The sequence below is a fragment of the Stutzerimonas sp. S1 genome, assembly GCF_025966695.1.
Taxonomy (GTDB): domain Bacteria; phylum Pseudomonadota; class Gammaproteobacteria; order Pseudomonadales; family Pseudomonadaceae; genus Stutzerimonas.
Genome location: NZ_JAOEIY010000001.1, coordinates 538,517 through 554,110 on the forward strand (window position 1 = coordinate 538,517; position 15,594 = coordinate 554,110).

Genomic DNA, 15,594 nt, shown 5'->3' on the forward strand with positions numbered 1-15,594 from the left:
CCGCTCATAAACTTTTCCGGGTAAAGGCCAGGACCTGATCGTTGGCTACCGGAACCAAGTCCGGATGCTGCCAACCCACCACTTCACCGACGCCGATTACTAGTAATCCTCCCGGTGCTAGCCGTTCGGCCAGACGATTGAGGATTTCGCGACGCCGCCAGCGGCGGAAGTAGATCAGCAGGTTCTGACAGAAAATGACGTCCATACCTGAGAGTGGCGCGGCAGCCAGCTCCAGCACATTCAGCTTGGCGAAGCACACCCGAGCAGCCAGCGTCGGGATGATCTGCATACGATCGCCGGGTATCGTCTTGAAATAGCGCTCGCGCAAGTCCGGGGCCACCTGTTCCAACCTGCGAACGCCGTAAACGGCATCGCGGGCCCTGTCTAAGGCGCTGAGACTGATGTCGGTACCGGTCACGCCAAAGCTCTCGTCGCGACCGCTCCCCCGCAAGACTTCGGCGGCACTGATGGCCAGCGAGTAGGTTTCCTCGCCGCTGGCACAACCCACGCTCCAGAGCGCCCAAGGTCGCTCTATACCTTCACTCTGAAGGCGCAGGGCCAGATGTTTTTCAAGTAACGCGAACGAGTCGGGATGACGATAGAAGCGGGTCTCCTGCACCGTCAGACGATCCATCAGCATCGACCATTCCACCGCACCACGCGGACCCGAGGTGACCTGGCGGAAGTAGCTGGAATAGTCGGCGGCGCCAATCTCACGCATCCGCGCACTGAGATTGGTTTGTAAGAAAACCCGCCGCCCCTCGCTAACAACCATGCCTGACCGCTCTTCAAGCAAGGCCTGCCAGTCATGGAACTCCGATGGCGACATCTCGGCCAAGGGCTCCAACGCCCAGTCCAACCGTGGCTGCATGCTGCCCTGCCCCTCGCTCATGATCATAGGCGGTGACCGTCAACGGCCACCGCTCCGGTCAAATCAGGCCCGATCCTGAGCATCCGGCAAGGTGAAACCGGAAACCGACTGGCGCATCTCGTTGGCCATCTTGGCAAGATTACCAATGCTCCTGGCAGTGGCCGTGGTACCAGACGAGGTCTGCGAGGTGATCTCTTGAATCACGTTCATGGTGTTGGAGATGTGACCGGCAGACGAGGCCTGCTGCCGCGCCGCGTTGGAGATGTTTTGGATCAAAGCCGCAAGGGTCTTGGATACCTTCTCGATCTCCTCCAGTGCCACACCGGCATCCTGGGCCAGACGCGCACCGCGCACCACTTCCGAGGTGGTCTGCTCCATCGAGATTACTGCTTCGTTGGTGTCGGTCTGAATCGTCTTGACCAGCGCCTCGATCTGTTTAGTCGCCGCCGAGGAACGTTCCGCCAGGCGTTGAACCTCGTCCGCAACCACTGCGAAGCCGCGGCCCGCATCGCCCGCCATGGAGGCCTGGATCGCGGCGTTCAGTGCAAGGATGTTGGTCTGGTCGGCGATATCGTTGATCAGGCTGACGATGTCCCCAATCTCCTGGGACGATTCACCGAGACGTTTGATCCGCTTAGAGGTGTCCTGGATCTGCTCACGGATGTTATCCATGCCAGTGATCGTGTTGTGCACCACCTCGTTACCCTTGTTGGCAATCGCTACTGATCGCTCCGCTACCGCCGAAGATTCAGCAGCGTTAGCTGATACCTGATCAATCGACACGGCCATTTCGTTGATGGCGGCGGAGGCTCCGGCAATTTCTTGAGCCTGATGCTCGGACGCCTCGGCAAGATGCATCGCGGTCGCCTGGGTTTCCTGCGCGGCGCCCGAAACCTGAACGGCAGTCTGGTTGATGGTTTCCACCAGTTCGCGCAGCTGGTCGATGGAATAGTTGATCGAGTCCGCGATGGCACCGGTGAAATCCTCGGTCACAGTCGCTGCCACGGTGAGATCACCGTCGGCGAGATCACCGATTTCATCAAGCAGACGCAGAATCGCCGCTTGGTTGCGCTCGTTCTTTTCGGCAGTTTCGCTCAGACGCCGACGGGCTTCCTGCACCATCACCAGACCAATCAGAATGATCGATGCAAGGGCTAGCGCGCCTAGGATGTAACCTGCAATCGTGTTGATATAGCGGGCATCTGCACGATGCTGCAGGCCCTCACCAAGCGCAGAGGTCTTATCGAGTAGCGTTTGCGAAACCTCGAAGATGCTGTTCGCCGACTCGCGCACCTGAAACAATTCGGGCGAGGTTTCAAGGATCTCGTCCACTGAGCCCGACACGAACTGGAACAGCTCGGCAATCTCAGCCAGCCGATCCAGCGCCTCGGCGTCGGTCGCGCGGCTGATACCCATCGCCACGTTGCCTTCAAGCATTGCATTCAAGACACGACCGAACAGACTCGCATCGCGACCAAACATGTCGGCCGCCTGCACCGAATCCTGATCACCGGATAGCACCTTGTTCACCGACCCGAGAATACGCTCGGCCAGCAGCGACTGACGCTGTGCGACAGAGACCTGGGCTGCAGGCGCTCCGCTTTCCAGCAGAATGTCGACTACCTCTTCGTACTCCACCTGCAACTGGGGGATGGTTTCGGCCAAAGTGGTCGCTACCTGGTGCAGCGAAAGTACGGTCTGCTCACTGGCGAGAATCGCGTCGGTGTTGCGACGCAACGTATTCCAATCCTGCTGCACCGCATCGATTTCGCTCTGCAGCGATTGCGGTACCGCGGGCAGCCCAATGCTCTCGTCACCTTTGGACAAATAACCCCAGCGCTGATCGAAGTCGTTGCGCGCCTCCTTCAACGAGGCGAAAGCCTCCTGCGTACCGGCCGCCGCTTCTACCGCGTTCTTCGCAATCCGCTGAGACAACACACGCAGTTCGCCAGCGTGCGCAATGTACTCGTTATCGTGATCGGCCTGTCGGTTGACGTACGCGAAGTTCGCGAACAACAGCACGATCGAAACAATCAGGACAATGAACAGCCCGGTGATGAGCGTATTGCTACGCAGCCCGCTCAACAAAGCAATCGCATTCATTTTTTTCATTATCCGGCCCCCGCCTGGACCTCCGTGCGCTTCCATCCAAGAACCAAAAGGTCGGCACCTGCCGACCCACCTACATTAGAAAGCGACATCCAGAAAATTCGGATGCGCTGCCAGCGCATGCGGGCTGAAAACCAGCCACGGTTGCTCACGCTGGAATACCCCATGAATAAACGGCTGGATCGAAGCCTCCACTGGAGGAACCTGCTCCGAGAATGCCTCTACCGGAAAATGCTGCATGCCGAACACCTCATCAACTGTGAGGCCGGCGAACACCTCTTGGTGGTCCACTACCAGGACCCGGCGCTGCTTGCGCAACGGCGAGAGCTCATAGCCCAGATAACCGCACAGATCCATCACTGGCAGCAATCTGCCACGGACGTTTGCAACTCCCTTGACCCAGCTTTTTACCCCAGGCAACAAGGTGTAGCGCGGCTCATGCAGGATCTCACCGACCTCCCCCATCGGCGCGACGAACAAACGCCCCCCCATACGGAAACCGATTCCGCCCCAGGTCTGAACCACTTCCTGCTGCGATGGCAAGCCTGCAGCCAACTGACGGCAACGGCTATCGAGTTCCAGCAAGCGCTGAAATGGCGTCTGCTTATCCGACATCTTTGGCCACTCCCTTTACCCCAATCGGGATACTCCGGCCTTAGCCAGCCAGTACGGCATTCAGAGTCTGCAGTAGTGTCGCCTCGTCCACCGGCTTAGTCAGATAATCCTTGGCCCCCTGGCGTTTGCCCCAGACCTTATCGGTTTCCTGATCCTTGGTGGTGACGATGATCACTGGAATGTGACTGGTTTCCGAATCTTTGGTCAGCTGTCGCGTGGCCTGGAACCCGTTCAGACCCGGCATCACGATATCCATCAGCACCGCATCCGGCTTTTCCTGACGGGCCAACGCCACGCCATCCGCGCCATTCTCGGCCTTGAGAACAACATGCCCATGCTTTTCCAGCATGGCAGCCAGCTTGTACATTTCGGTCGGCGAATCATCAACAATCAGAACGCGAGCCATGTTTTCTCCATTAGAGGCTTCAGCAGCACAACACAGGGTCAGGATGCCTGCTCAACTGGCGCGAAATCAGGCACATGAGCCTTGATTGCACCGAGGAGCTCTTCTTTGCTGAAAGGTTTGGTGAGGTATTGATCGGAGCCGACGATGCGCCCTTTCGCCTTATCGAACAAGCCGTCCTTAGAAGACAACATGATCACTGGCGTCGACTTGAACGAGCTATTGTTCTTGATCAAGGCACATGTTTGATAGCCATCGAGACGCGGCATCATAATGTCAACGAAGATGATGCGTGGATGAGTATCCGCTATCTTGGCAAGCGCATCGAAACCATCCACAGCCGTGATGACATCACAACCTACTTTCTTCAGCAGGGTTTCAGCGGTGCGACGAATCGTTTTCGAATCATCGATCACCATGACCTTCAAGCCCTCGGAGTGCTGTTCCATTTCGCCCTACCATCGCCTCGGTGAGTCGTAGTTTTTCGTTATGTCAGAGTGCCGGAAGGCCCTGAAACCGACGGATGTAGCCTCGTCGAGGGACCTTTTTAGCACACTCATCATGCGCACGCTATCAAGCGGAAAAGCATACGGATTTTCCTTGACCCAGCGCACAACCACCGCCAATCTGCGTCGACATTTCAGGCCTTGTCGGCCTCATCGCCACACATGCGGAGAACCAACCATGACCGTTCGCGTCGGGATCATCATGGACCCTATCGCGCAGATATCCTTCAAGAAGGACAGCTCGCTGGCCATGCTACTGGCCGCGCAAGCGCGCGGCTGGGATCTGCACTATATGGAGCAGTGCGACCTTTACCAGCATAACAGCGAGGCTCGTGCGCGGACGCGGGCGCTGCAAGTATTCGACAGCGCCGCCCACTGGTTCGAAATGGGCGCGGAGCGCGATATCGCACTTTCCGAACTCGACGTGATCCTCATGCGCAAGGACCCGCCCTTCAACAGCGAGTATGTCTACGCCACCTACCTGCTGGAACTTGCCGAAAAAGCCGGCACGCTAGTGGTCAACCGACCGCAGAGTCTCCGTGACTGCAATGAGAAGTTCTTCGCCACGCAGTTTCCCCAATGCACGCCACCCACTCTGGTCAGCCGGCGGTCGGACATTCTGCGCGAGTTCGCGCGCGAACAGCGTGACATCATTCTCAAACCCTTGGATGAAATGGGCGGCGCGTCCATATTTCGCCACCGGGAAGGCGATCCCAACCTTTCGGTGATCTTGGAGGTGCTGACTGAACATGGCAGCCGCCAGATCATGGCGCAGCGCTATATCCCGGCCATCGCCGACGGCGATAAGCGCATCCTCATGATTGACGGCGAGCCCATCCCCTACTGCCTGGCGCGTATCCCTGCCGCCGGCGAAACACGTGGGAACCTGGCGGCCGGCGGACGCGGCGTGGCTCAACCCTTGTCGGCGCGCGATCGGGAGATCGCTGGCATCGTAGGACCGGAACTGCGCAAGCGTGGCCTGTTGTTCGTCGGACTCGACGTCATTGGCGAATACCTTACCGAGATTAACATCACCAGTCCGACCTGCATTCGCGAGATCGACAACGCGTTTGATACGCGCATCGCAGACCGACTGATGGAGGCTATTGCCAGCAAGCTGCAAGCTTGAACCAGCTAACAGCTTTGAGCTTGAAGCTTGCGGCCTGAAGCTCAAAGCCGGCAGACTGCGCGGCACTCCGAGCCGACCTATACGCGATGAACGCAGTTACCCGCCAGCCCACCCCCACCCCAACCCGCGTCCGTCCTGCCGACCGACTCGGCTTTACCCTGTTTCTTGCTGCAGTTCTTCACATCGCACTGATTCTCGGGCTCGGGTTCTCGATCGCCGAGCCCGAGCAGATCAGCAAGACACTCGAGATCACTCTGTCAACGTTCAAGAGCGAAGAAAAACCCAAGGAAGCCGACTTCCTCGCCCAGGACAATCAGCAGGGAAGCGGCACGCTGGAACACAAGGCATCGCCCAAGACGACGGTCCAGGCACCGTTTCAGGACACCGAGGTACGCAAGGTGTCACCACCGCCCACTCGCCCGCAGGCCATCCCGCAGGAGGCACCAAAGGCGGCGGTGGCCACGCGGAGCCCGCAACCCGACAAAACACCTACCAAGCAGCAACGACAGCCGCAGCCCGAACCGCAAGCTGCACCGGCGTTCGACAGCTCCCAGCTGAGTGCCGAAATCGCCAGCCTGGAGGCCGAACTGGCACAGGATGTTGAGCGCTACGCCAAGCGGCCGCGAGTCAGCCGGCAGAATAGCGCTGCCACCATGCGCGATATCAGCGCCTGGTACCGGGACGAGTGGCGCAAAAAGGTTGAACGCATCGGCAACCTCAATTACCCAGACGAAGCGCGCCGCCAGCAGATCTACGGCAGCCTGCGTATGCTGGTCACCATCAACCGGGATGGCACGGTACAAGAACTGCGCGTACTCGAATCATCCGGGCAGAACGTACTGGACGAGGCCGCCATGCGGATCGTCCGACTAGCAGCACCCTTTGCACCGTTCACCGGCGAACTGGCGCAGAAATTCGATCAGGTGGAGATCATCCGTACCTGGCGCTTCGAGCGAGGCGACAGGCTGTCCAGCCGCTGAGCGGCCCTCAGCCGCAGCCCTTACCGGGGCAAGCCAGTAGCCGACTGCCACGGCAGGCCTTAAGCTAGCCAGCATGAAAAGCACCACGCCCAGCTACCTCAAGCATCACTTCCTGATTGCCATGCCGCACATGGCCGATCCGAATTTTGCCCAGACGCTGATCTACCTGATCGAACATGGCCCGGAAGGCGCCATGGGCCTGATCATCAATCGCCCCAGCGGCTTGAGTCTGGCCGACGTCCTGGAACAATTGCGACCCGAACAACCGGTCGCGACATGCTGCCAAGCGCTGACGATCTACACTGGCGGCCCGGTACAGACCGATCGGGGCTTCGTCCTCCATCCAGCCGAACAGCAGTTTCAGGCCACCCTGACGCTCGGGCCGCTCGGGATGTCCACCTCCCAGGATGTGCTATTTGCAATCGCCGACGGCTGCGGACCGGACCAGCACTTCATTGCCCTTGGCTATGCAGGCTGGGATGCCGGCCAACTGGAAGCCGAACTTGCCGACAATACCTGGCTCAGCTGTCCGGCGGACCCGCGGATACTGTTCGAGCTGCCTGCCGAGCAGCGATTGCAGGCTGCGGCTGCCAGTCTCGGCGTAGACCTGCGCCTGCTGAGCAGCCAGGTAGGTCACGCATGAGCGCCCCACGCCTGCTGCTCGGCTTCGACTATGGCACCAAGCAGATCGGCGTCGCAGTCGGACAGGTCATCACCGGGCAAGCCCGCGAACTCTGTGTGCTGAAGGCGCAGAATGGTGTTCCGGACTGGAGCCAGATCGACGCCCTGCTGCGCGAATGGCAACCCGATGCGCTGGTGGTGGGGCTGCCACTGAACATGGATGGCAGCCCGAGTGAAATGAGCGCTCGCGCGGAAAAGTTCGCGCGCCGTCTCGGCGGGCGTTTCAACCTGCCGGTACACACTCACGATGAACGCCTGACAACCTTTGAAGCCAAGGGCGAACGCCTGCGTCAGGGCCAGCATGGCGGCTATCGTGAGCGTCCGGTCGACGCCCTTGCCGCCGCACTATTACTGGAAGGCTGGCTGAGCGAGCACGCCGCAGCCTGAGCCGGACACTCAAGGAGAATCCATGACCCTGCCCAAACCCGAGCAGCTGCTGCCCGAGATGACAGCGGCACTGAAGCATCACCTGAGCTGCCGCAATATCACCGCACCATGCTTCATCGGCATCCGTACCGGTGGTGTATGGGTGGCACAGGCGCTGCTCGCCAGCGGCGGGTGGGAAGAGCCGCTGGGTATCCTGGACGTGTCGTTCTACCGTGACGACTTCAGCCAAAGCGGGCTTCATCCCCAGGTCCGCCCGTCGGAGCTGCCGTTCGAGATCGAAGGTCGGCATCTGGTGCTGATCGACGATGTGCTGATGACCGGCCGCACCATACGCGCAGCACTCAACGAACTGTTCGACTATGGCCGCCCCGCCAGCGTGACGCTCGTTTGCCTGCTCGATCTGAATGCCCGCGAGCTGCCGATCCGGCCAGACGTGGTTGGCGCTACGCTGTCCCTGACGCCACAGCAACGCATAAAATTGCTCGGCCCGGCACCGCTCGCGCTTGAGCTGCAGACCCTCGATTCCGCCAACTGAGACATTGCGATGACGCCCATCGACGTTAAGCGCCCGCTGCAGCTGAACGACAACGGCCAGCTGCGCCACTTCCTTTCGCTGGACGGCCTGTCCCGCGAGCTGCTCACCGAGATTCTCGATACTGCCGACTCCTTCCTCGAGGTCGGCGCGCGCGCCGTGAAAAAAGTTCCCCTGCTGCGCGGCAAGACGGTGTGCAACGTGTTCTTCGAGAACTCCACGCGCACCCGCACGACCTTCGAACTGGCCGCGCAGCGCCTGTCGGCGGATGTCATCACGCTCAATGTGTCGACCTCATCGACCAGCAAGGGCGAGACGCTGACCGACACCCTGCGCAACCTCGAGGCGATGGCGGCCGACATGTTCGTGGTGCGACATGCCGACTCCGGCGCGGCGCACTTCATCGCCGAGCATGTCTGCCCCAACGTGGCGGTGATCAACGGTGGCGATGGCCGCCACGCGCATCCGACCCAGGGCATGCTCGACATGCTGACCATCCGCCGGCATAAGGGCGGCTTCGAGAATCTCTCGGTAGCGATCGTCGGTGACATCCTGCACTCGCGAGTGGCGCGCTCCGACATGTTGGCGTTGAAGACCCTCGGCTGCCCGGATATCCGCGTGATAGGACCGAAGACGCTGCTCCCTGCTGGACTCGAGCAGTACGGCGTGCGGGTATTCCACGACATGAACGAGGGCATTCGTGACGTCGACGTGATCATCATGCTGCGCCTGCAGCGCGAGCGTATGCAGGGCGGCCTGTTACCCAGCGAGGGCGAGTTCTACAAGCTCTACGGACTGACCGCACAGCGCCTACGCCTGGCGCGACCAGACGCCATCGTCATGCATCCGGGGCCGATTAATCGCGGCGTGGAGATCGAATCGGCAGTGGCCGACGGCCCGCAATCGGTGATTCTCAACCAGGTGACCTATGGCATTGCGATCCGCATGGCCGTGCTGTCGATGGCGATGAGCGGGCAAGCTGCGCAGCGCCAGCTCGAGTCCGAAACCGCATCCGAGGAGCTGAACTGATGCTTACCCACATTCTCGGTGCGCGTGTGGTCGATCCAAGCAGCGGGCGCGACGAGGTCGCGGACATCTATCTGCAAGACGGCAAGATCGCCGCGATCGGCCAGCAGCCCAGCGACTTCGTTGCGCAACAGAGCATCGACGCCCGCGGCCTGATCGCCGCGCCTGGGCTGGTCGATCTTTCCGTGGCCCTGCGCGAACCCGGCTACAGCCGCAAGGGCAGCATCGCTAGCGAAACCCTCGCCGCCGCCGCCGGTGGTATCACCACGCTGTGCTGTCCACCGCAAACCAAGCCGGTCCTCGATACCGCCGCAGTAACCGAGCTGATCCTCGACCGCGCTCGCGAGTCCGGGCACGCCAAGGTGCATCCAATCGGCGCACTGACCCGCAATCTGGCCGGCGAGCAACTGTCTGAACTCGTCGCCCTGCGCGAGGCCGGTTGCGTGGCCTTCGGCAACGGACTGGCCAGTTTCGGCAGCACACGCAACCTGCGGCGCGCCTTGGAATATGCGGCAACCTTCGACCTGACGATCATCCTGCACTCCCAGGACCATGACCTGGCCGAAGGCGGGCTCGCCCACGAAGGGCCGGCCGCCAGCTTCCTCGGTCTGCCGGGCATTCCCGAAACCGCCGAAACGGTGGCACTGGCGCGTAATCTGCTGCTCGTCGAACAGGCCGGCGTGCGCGCCCATTTCAGCCAACTGACCAGCGCGCGCGGCGTGCAGATGATCGCCGAAGCGCAGGCGCGCGGCCTGCCGGTTACCGCCGATGTCGCGCTGTATCAACTGATTCTCACCGACGAAGCACTGCATGGCTTCTCCAGCCTCTATCACGTGCAACCACCGCTGCGCAGCCGGGCGGATCGCGACGGCCTGCGCGAAGCGGTCAGGAGCGGCGTGGTCTCGGCAATCTCCAGCCACCACCAGCCGCATGAGGCCGATGCCAAACTCGCCCCGTTCGGCGACACGGCCCCGGGCATCAGCAGCGCGGAAATTCTCCTGCCGTTGGCCATGACGCTGGTCGAGGACGGTCTGCTCGACCTGCCGACGTTGATCGCGCGACTCAGCAATGGTCCGGCAAACGCCCTGCGCCTACCAGCAGGCCAACTGGCCGCCGGTCAGGCCGCGGATCTGGTGCTGTTCGATCCGCATAGCTCGACGCTGGTGGGCGAGAACTGGTACTCCAAAGGTCGCAATTGCCCGTTCCTCGGTCACTGCCTGCCGAGTGCCGTGCGCTATACCGTGATGGACGGCCGGATCAGCTATCAGCGCTGATCACGACAGAGCAGCACTCCCCGGCCAATAAAAAAGCGCCTCTCGACCACCGGTCCAGAGGCGCTTTTTATCCAGCTGACTTTAGCCGCGCTCAGCGTTACGCAGAGAAACCTGCTCGTTCAGCGTCCAGAAGTCGTAGAGCACGCCGAGGAAGAACAAGCCCCCGGTGCACAGGTAGATAAGCCCGCTGATCCACTTGCCCTGATACATACGGTGCACACCGAAGACACCGAGGAATGTCAGCAGGATCCAGGCGACGTTGTAGTCGATCGCTCCGGCCTGGAAGCGAAGATCAGCCTCGCGATCCATCGAAGGAATCAGGAACAGGTCGATGATCCAGCCGATGAAGAACAGCCCCAGGGTGAAGAACCAGATGGTTCCAGTGACCGGTCGCCCATAGTAGAAGCGGTGCGATCCGAGAAAGCCGAATATCCACAACAGATATCCGATTACCTTGCTGTGAGTGTCCTGTTGCACGCTCGCCTCCTTTTATCACCGTCCCAAGCAGTGCGACTCAGTATCGCCCCACCGGCGGAAAGCACAACCGCTTCGCCCTTGCGCGCTAGCGGAAGCTGCGTCCCGGATCGTCGTCGCTGACTTCCAGACTCAGCCCCTGCGAGACCGAGCTCAGGTGCTCGCTGTCGGTTTCCGAGCCGAGCTTGATCAGCAGACGCAGGTCGTTGGCCGAGTCAGCATGCGCCAACGCATCCTCGTAAGTGATCTCGCCCTGCACGTAGAGGTTGTATAGCGCCTGGTCGAAGGTCTGCATGCCCAGTTCGGTGGAGCGCTTCATCAATCCCTTGAGTTCGTGCACCTCGCCCTTGCGGATCAGGTCGGCGGCCAGCGGCGTGTTGATCAGCACCTCGATGACCGCCCGACGCCCCTTGCCATCCGGCGTCGGCACCAACTGCTGGGCGACGATGGCCTTGAGATTGAGCGACAGGTCCATCCACACCTGCTGCTGCCGGTCGGCCGGAAAGAAGTTGATGATGCGGTCCAGCGCCTGGTTGGCGTTGTTGGCGTGCAGAGTGGCCAGGCAGAGGTGACCGGTCTCGGCAAACGCCACCGCATAGTCCATGGTTTCGCGAGTACGCACCTCGCCGATGAGAATGACATCCGGCGCCTGGCGCAGGGTGTTCTTCAGCGCCACATCGAAGGACTCGGTATCGATGCCCACTTCGCGCTGGGTGACGATGCAGCTCTGGTGCTGGTGGATGAACTCGATCGGGTCCTCGATGGAGATGATGTGACCACTGGAGTTCTTGTTGCGGTAACCGATCATCGCCGCCAGCGAGGTGGACTTGCCGGTACCCGTCGCGCCGACGAACAGCACCAGACCGCGCTTGGTCATCGCCAGCTTCTTCAGTACGTCGGGCAGTTTGAGGTCTTCGATGGTCGGAATGTTGGTTTCGATGCGGCGCAGCACCATACCCGCCAAATTGCGCTGATAGAAGGCACTAACCCGGAAGCGGCCAATGCCCCGCGCGCTGATGGCGAAGTTGCACTCATGATTTTCGGTGAACTCGCGGCGCTGCTGCTCGTTCATCACGCCGTGCACCGTTTCGCGGGTCATCTCCGGCGACATTGGGGTCTTGCTCACGGGCATGATCTTGCCGTTGATCTTCATCGACGGCGGGACGCCCGCCGTGATGAACAGGTCGGAGCCGCCCTTTTCCACCATCAGGCGCAACAGTTTCTCGAATTCCATCGTCGTACTCGCAAGTCACGGCACGGCCGACTCAAGCGGCGCCGCAGAGGTGATTGTCAGAAGTTTTCCGGCTGTTTGGCCTTTTCCTTGGCACTGTCACGGCTGATCAGGCCTTTGGCGACCAGTCCCTTAAGGCACATGTCGAGCGTCTGCATGCCCAACGCCCCACCGGTCTGAATCGACGAGTACATCTGCGCGACCTTGTCCTCGCGAATCAGGTTACGGATCGCCGGGGTGCCGATCATGATTTCGTGTGCCGCCACCCGACCGCCGCCGATCTTCTTCAGCAGGGATTGGGAGATCACTGCCTGCAGGGATTCAGAAAGCATCGAGCGCACCATCGACTTTTCCTCGGCCGGAAATACGTCGACCACGCGGTCGATGGTCTTGGCTGCCGAGGTGGTGTGCAGGGTGCCGAACACCAGGTGTCCGGTCTCCGCGGCGGTCAGCGCCAGACGGATGGTTTCCAGGTCGCGCATCTCGCCAACCAGGATGATGTCCGGGTCCTCACGCAGGGCCGAGCGCAGCGCCTCGGAGAAGCCCAGCGTGTCACGGTGCACTTCGCGCTGGTTGACCAGACACTTCTTCGACTCGTGGACGAATTCGATCGGATCTTCGATCGTCAGGATATGGTGATACTTGGTGTTGTTCAGGTAATCGAGCATCGCCGCCAGGGTGGTCGACTTGCCCGAACCGGTCGGCCCGGTCACCAGGACCAAGCCACGCGGCACGTCGGTGATCTTGCGGAACACCTCGCCCATGCCCAGATCTTCCATGGTCAGCACCTTGGAAGGAATGGTCCGGAATACCGCACCAGAACCACGGTTCTGGTTGAACGCGTTGACCCGGAAACGCGCGACACCAGGCACCTCGAAGGAGAAGTCGGTCTCGAGGAACTCCTCGTAGTCCTTGCGCTGCTTGTCGTTCATGATGTCGTAGATCAGCGCATGCACCTGCTTGTGGTCCATGGCCGGCAGGTTGATCCTGCGCACATCGCCATCGACGCGGATCATCGGCGGCAGGCCGGAGGAAAGGTGCAGGTCGGAGGCGCCCTGCTTGGCGCTGAAGGCCAGCAGTTCTGTGATATCCATGGGACTCCCCAATTACAGGCAAGCGGGTAGAATGCCGCGCAGACCCTTAGGCGGCGGGCGCAGGTAATGTCCACGATAGCGAACAATATTGCAAAGGTCGCAGCGCGCATCCGTGAGGCGGCGCAAGCTGTGGGCCGGCAGCCGGCCACCGTCGGCCTGCTGGCGGTGAGCAAGACCCAGCCGGCCAGCGCAATCCGCGAAGCCTTTGCCGCCGGCCTGCGCGACTTCGGCGAGAATTACCTGCAGGAAGCCCTGGAAAAGCAGGCGTCTCTCTCTGATCTCCCTCTGACCTGGCACTTCATTGGCCCCATTCAATCGAACAAGACCAAGGCGATTGCCGAGCACTTCGACTGGGTGCATTCGGTGGACCGGCTGAAGATTGCCCAGCGTCTGTCCGACCAGCGCCCCGCCAACCTGCCGCCGCTGAACATCTGCCTGCAGGTGAATGTCAGCGGCGAGCAGAGCAAATCCGGTTGCGCACCGAATCAGGTACAGCAGCTGGCCGATGCCATCGCCGGTCTGCCGCGACTGAAACTGCGTGGTCTGATGTGCATTCCGGCCCCCAGCGACGACCCTGACGAGCAGCGAGCAGCTTTCGCGCGTCTGCGCGGATTGCGCGATGAGCTGAACCATGAGCTGGACACACTATCCATGGGTATGAGCCAGGATCTGGAAGCAGCCATCGCCGAGGGCGCGACCTTCGTCCGCATCGGCACAGCCCTCTTCGGCGCCCGCGATTACGGGCGCTCCGCCTGACTGAATAAGGAACCTCGCATGAGCAATCCCCGCATCGCCTTCATCGGCGCCGGCAACATGGCCGCCAGCCTGATCGGCGGACTGCGCGCCCAGGGCGTCGCGGCCGACGCCATCCGCGCCAGCGATCCAGGTATCGAACAGCGCGCGAAGATCAGCGCCGAGCACGGCATCCGGACCTTTGCCGACAATGGCGAGGCGATTGCCGGCGCGGACGTCGTCGTGCTGGCGGTCAAGCCACAGGTGATGCAAGCGGTCTGTCAGGACCTGCGCCAGCACCTCGACCACGCCCCGCTGGTTGTCTCCATCGCCGCCGGCATCACCTGCGACAGCCTGCAGCGCTGGCTCGGCCCACAGCCGCAGGCGATCGTGCGTTGCATGCCCAACACCCCGGCGCTGCTGCGCCAGGGCGTCAGCGGGTTGTTCGCCAACGCCCAGGTCAGTGCCGAGCAGAAGCTGCAGGCGGAAACGCTGCTGTCGGCTGTCGGCATGGCGCTGTGGCTCGATGAGGAACACCTGATCGACGCGGTCACCGCAGTGTCCGGTAGCGGTCCGGCGTACTTCTTCCTGCTCATCGAGGCGATGACCGCCGCCGGCGAACGCCTCGGCCTGCCGCGTGAGACCGCCGCGCAGCTGACCCTGCAGACCGCTCTCGGCGCGGCGCGGATGGCCTGCGAGAGCGACGTCGACGCCGCCGAACTGCGACGCCGGGTCACCTCACCGAACGGAACCACCGAAGCCGCGATCAAAGCCTTCCAGGCGGGCGGCTTCGAGCAACTGGTGCAACAGGCACTGAACGCCGCCGCGTACCGCTCGGCCGAACTCGCCGAACAACTGGGCAAATAAGGAGCATTCATGTCCCAACTTTCGCAAGCCCTGATCCTGATCATCCAGACGCTCGGCAGCCTGTACCTGCTGATCGTGCTGCTGCGCTTCATCCTGCAACTGGTGCGCGCCGACTTCTACAACCCGCTCAGCCAGTTCATCGTCAAGGCCACGCACCCACTGCTGCGTCCGATGCGTCGCGTCATCCCGAGCATGGGCACGCTGGATCTGTCTTCGTTGCTGCTGGCGCTGATCGTGCAGATAGTGCTGATGGCGGCGATCCTGCTGGTCGCCTACGGCACCACCGGTAATCCGCTGCTGCTGTTGATCTGGGCGCTGATCGGCATCACCGGGCTATTTCTCAACATCTTCTTCTGGGCGCTGATCATCAGCGTCATCCTGTCCTGGGTCGCACCCGGCAGCCACAACCCGGGCGCGCAGCTCGTCGGCCAGCTCTGCGAGCCGGTGCTGGCGCCGTTCCGTCGCCTGCTGCCGAACCTCGGAGGGCTGGATATCTCGCCGATCTTCGCCTTCCTGGCAATCAAGCTGCTGGACATGCTGGTAGTCAACAACCTTGCAACCATGACCCACATGCCCAATATCCTGCGCATGCTGATCTGACGGCGATGACCGCCCGGCCCCCTAACTGGCCCTCCGGGCGGCTGCTGGCCAGCGGTGGATTGACCGCATATCGGCGAATCGGA

The 15,594-nt window shown here is 61.5% G+C and carries 18 protein-coding genes; 10 read left to right on the forward strand and 8 right to left on the reverse strand.

All coding sequences use genetic code 11. The annotated features are described in order from the left end of the window. Window positions 1-4: 4 nt before the first annotated feature. From N8H22_RS02420 to pilG, 5 genes are all read right to left on the reverse strand, one after another. On the reverse strand, window positions 5-871 hold the full coding sequence (locus N8H22_RS02420) for a CheR family methyltransferase (RefSeq protein WP_264589330.1): 867 nt from the start codon (window positions 869-871) through the stop codon (window positions 5-7). Between the two features lie 63 nt (window positions 872-934). After that, window positions 935-2,983 carry a methyl-accepting chemotaxis protein gene (locus N8H22_RS02425; RefSeq protein WP_264589032.1) on the reverse strand — a complete coding sequence of 683 codons (2,049 nt, stop codon included), beginning with the start codon at window positions 2,981-2,983 and terminating at the stop codon, window positions 935-937. 75 nt (window positions 2,984-3,058) lie between these two features. Continuing rightward, window positions 3,059-3,595 (reverse strand): chemotaxis protein CheW, encoded by a 537-nt coding sequence (locus N8H22_RS02430; protein ID WP_264589033.1) that lies wholly within the window; start codon window positions 3,593-3,595, stop codon window positions 3,059-3,061. A gap of 40 nt (window positions 3,596-3,635) precedes the next feature. Beyond that, window positions 3,636-4,001, reverse strand: a complete 366-nt coding sequence (pilH, locus tag N8H22_RS02435; RefSeq protein WP_008568495.1) for a twitching motility response regulator PilH — start codon at window positions 3,999-4,001, stop codon at window positions 3,636-3,638. Between the two features lie 38 nt (window positions 4,002-4,039). After that, the gene (gene pilG / locus N8H22_RS02440) at window positions 4,040-4,447 is read right to left on the reverse strand and encodes a twitching motility response regulator PilG (RefSeq protein WP_003282729.1); all 408 of its coding nucleotides are present in this window, start codon (window positions 4,445-4,447) and stop codon (window positions 4,040-4,042) included. 235 nt (window positions 4,448-4,682) lie between these two features. Here pilG and gshB point away from each other — a divergent pair, with 235 nt between their 5' ends. The 7 genes from gshB to N8H22_RS02475 all read left to right on the forward strand — a co-directional run bounded on the left by gshB (window position 4,683) and on the right by N8H22_RS02475 (window position 10,513). Further along, entirely contained in the window at window positions 4,683-5,633 is a 951-nt protein-coding gene (gshB, locus tag N8H22_RS02445) for a glutathione synthase (protein WP_264589331.1), read from the forward strand. Window positions 5,634-5,719: 86 nt separating this feature from the next. Beyond that, window positions 5,720-6,613, forward strand: a complete 894-nt coding sequence (locus N8H22_RS02450; protein ID WP_264589034.1) for an energy transducer TonB — start codon at window positions 5,720-5,722, stop codon at window positions 6,611-6,613. Window positions 6,614-6,686: 73 nt separating this feature from the next. Further along, window positions 6,687-7,256 carry a YqgE/AlgH family protein gene (locus tag N8H22_RS02455; protein ID WP_264589035.1) on the forward strand — a complete coding sequence of 190 codons (570 nt, stop codon included), beginning with the start codon at window positions 6,687-6,689 and terminating at the stop codon, window positions 7,254-7,256. Then, entirely contained in the window at window positions 7,253-7,681 is a 429-nt protein-coding gene (ruvX, locus tag N8H22_RS02460; protein WP_264589036.1) for a Holliday junction resolvase RuvX, read from the forward strand. The genes N8H22_RS02455 and ruvX overlap by 4 nt, the downstream gene beginning before the upstream one ends. Before the next feature lie 22 nt (window positions 7,682-7,703). Beyond that, window positions 7,704-8,216 (forward strand): bifunctional pyr operon transcriptional regulator/uracil phosphoribosyltransferase PyrR, encoded by a 513-nt coding sequence (pyrR, locus tag N8H22_RS02465; protein ID WP_264589037.1) that lies wholly within the window; start codon window positions 7,704-7,706, stop codon window positions 8,214-8,216. Between the two features lie 9 nt (window positions 8,217-8,225). Then, the gene (locus N8H22_RS02470; RefSeq protein WP_264589038.1) at window positions 8,226-9,242 is read left to right on the forward strand and encodes an aspartate carbamoyltransferase catalytic subunit; all 1,017 of its coding nucleotides are present in this window, start codon (window positions 8,226-8,228) and stop codon (window positions 9,240-9,242) included. Further along, window positions 9,242-10,513, forward strand: coding sequence for a dihydroorotase (locus N8H22_RS02475; RefSeq protein WP_264589039.1), 1,272 nt, complete (start codon window positions 9,242-9,244; stop codon window positions 10,511-10,513). The genes N8H22_RS02470 and N8H22_RS02475 overlap by 1 nt, the downstream gene beginning before the upstream one ends. An 81-nt stretch (window positions 10,514-10,594) precedes the next feature. On the opposite strand, the gene N8H22_RS02480 is transcribed toward N8H22_RS02475, so the two are convergent. The 3 genes from N8H22_RS02480 to N8H22_RS02490 all read right to left on the reverse strand — a co-directional run bounded on the left by N8H22_RS02480 (window position 10,595) and on the right by N8H22_RS02490 (window position 13,312). Then, window positions 10,595-10,990, reverse strand: coding sequence for a TM2 domain-containing protein (locus N8H22_RS02480; protein WP_264589040.1), 396 nt, complete (start codon window positions 10,988-10,990; stop codon window positions 10,595-10,597). Window positions 10,991-11,075: 85 nt separating this feature from the next. Further along, window positions 11,076-12,221 carry a PilT/PilU family type 4a pilus ATPase gene (locus tag N8H22_RS02485; RefSeq protein ID WP_264589041.1) on the reverse strand — a complete coding sequence of 382 codons (1,146 nt, stop codon included), beginning with the start codon at window positions 12,219-12,221 and terminating at the stop codon, window positions 11,076-11,078. Between the two features lie 56 nt (window positions 12,222-12,277). Next, the gene (locus N8H22_RS02490; protein ID WP_264589042.1) at window positions 12,278-13,312 is read right to left on the reverse strand and encodes a type IV pilus twitching motility protein PilT; all 1,035 of its coding nucleotides are present in this window, start codon (window positions 13,310-13,312) and stop codon (window positions 12,278-12,280) included. A 66-nt stretch (window positions 13,313-13,378) separates the two neighbouring features. On the opposite strand from N8H22_RS02490, the gene N8H22_RS02495 reads away from it, so the two are divergent. The 3 genes from N8H22_RS02495 to N8H22_RS02505 are packed head-to-tail and all read left to right on the forward strand — an operon-like array spanning window position 13,379 to window position 15,511. Then, window positions 13,379-14,068, forward strand: a complete 690-nt coding sequence (locus N8H22_RS02495) for a YggS family pyridoxal phosphate-dependent enzyme (RefSeq protein ID WP_264589043.1) — start codon at window positions 13,379-13,381, stop codon at window positions 14,066-14,068. 18 nt (window positions 14,069-14,086) lie between these two features. Then, window positions 14,087-14,911, forward strand: coding sequence for a pyrroline-5-carboxylate reductase (proC, locus tag N8H22_RS02500; RefSeq protein WP_264589044.1), 825 nt, complete (start codon window positions 14,087-14,089; stop codon window positions 14,909-14,911). Window positions 14,912-14,920: 9 nt separating this feature from the next. Next, on the forward strand, window positions 14,921-15,511 hold the full coding sequence (locus N8H22_RS02505; RefSeq protein ID WP_264589045.1) for a YggT family protein: 591 nt from the start codon (window positions 14,921-14,923) through the stop codon (window positions 15,509-15,511). Window positions 15,512-15,594: the final 83 nt, after the last annotated feature.

What these genes read in the sequence shown, in the direction of transcription:
- N8H22_RS02420 (WP_264589330.1), bottom strand. Translation starts at nt 871, where the DNA reads ATGCAGCCACGGTTGGACTGGGCGTTGGAGCCCTTGGCCGAGATGTCG.
- N8H22_RS02425 (WP_264589032.1), bottom strand. Translation starts at nt 2,983, where the DNA reads ATGAAAAAAATGAATGCGATTGCTTTGTTGAGCGGGCTGCGTAGCAAT.
- N8H22_RS02430 (WP_264589033.1), bottom strand. Translation starts at nt 3,595, where the DNA reads ATGTCGGATAAGCAGACGCCATTTCAGCGCTTGCTGGAACTCGATAGC.
- pilH (WP_008568495.1), bottom strand. Translation starts at nt 4,001, where the DNA reads ATGGCTCGCGTTCTGATTGTTGATGATTCGCCGACCGAAATGTACAAG.
- pilG (WP_003282729.1), bottom strand. Translation starts at nt 4,447, where the DNA reads ATGGAACAGCACTCCGAGGGCTTGAAGGTCATGGTGATCGATGATTCG.
- gshB (WP_264589331.1), top strand. Translation starts at nt 4,683, where the DNA reads ATGACCGTTCGCGTCGGGATCATCATGGACCCTATCGCGCAGATATCC.
- N8H22_RS02450 (WP_264589034.1), top strand. Translation starts at nt 5,720, where the DNA reads ATGAACGCAGTTACCCGCCAGCCCACCCCCACCCCAACCCGCGTCCGT.
- N8H22_RS02455 (WP_264589035.1), top strand. Translation starts at nt 6,687, where the DNA reads ATGAAAAGCACCACGCCCAGCTACCTCAAGCATCACTTCCTGATTGCC.
- ruvX (WP_264589036.1), top strand. Translation starts at nt 7,253, where the DNA reads ATGAGCGCCCCACGCCTGCTGCTCGGCTTCGACTATGGCACCAAGCAG.
- pyrR (WP_264589037.1), top strand. Translation starts at nt 7,704, where the DNA reads ATGACCCTGCCCAAACCCGAGCAGCTGCTGCCCGAGATGACAGCGGCA.
- N8H22_RS02470 (WP_264589038.1), top strand. Translation starts at nt 8,226, where the DNA reads ATGACGCCCATCGACGTTAAGCGCCCGCTGCAGCTGAACGACAACGGC.
- N8H22_RS02475 (WP_264589039.1), top strand. Translation starts at nt 9,242, where the DNA reads ATGCTTACCCACATTCTCGGTGCGCGTGTGGTCGATCCAAGCAGCGGG.
- N8H22_RS02485 (WP_264589041.1), bottom strand. Translation starts at nt 12,221, where the DNA reads ATGGAATTCGAGAAACTGTTGCGCCTGATGGTGGAAAAGGGCGGCTCC.
- N8H22_RS02490 (WP_264589042.1), bottom strand. Translation starts at nt 13,312, where the DNA reads ATGGATATCACAGAACTGCTGGCCTTCAGCGCCAAGCAGGGCGCCTCC.
- N8H22_RS02495 (WP_264589043.1), top strand. Translation starts at nt 13,379, where the DNA reads ATGTCCACGATAGCGAACAATATTGCAAAGGTCGCAGCGCGCATCCGT.
- proC (WP_264589044.1), top strand. Translation starts at nt 14,087, where the DNA reads ATGAGCAATCCCCGCATCGCCTTCATCGGCGCCGGCAACATGGCCGCC.
- N8H22_RS02505 (WP_264589045.1), top strand. Translation starts at nt 14,921, where the DNA reads ATGTCCCAACTTTCGCAAGCCCTGATCCTGATCATCCAGACGCTCGGC.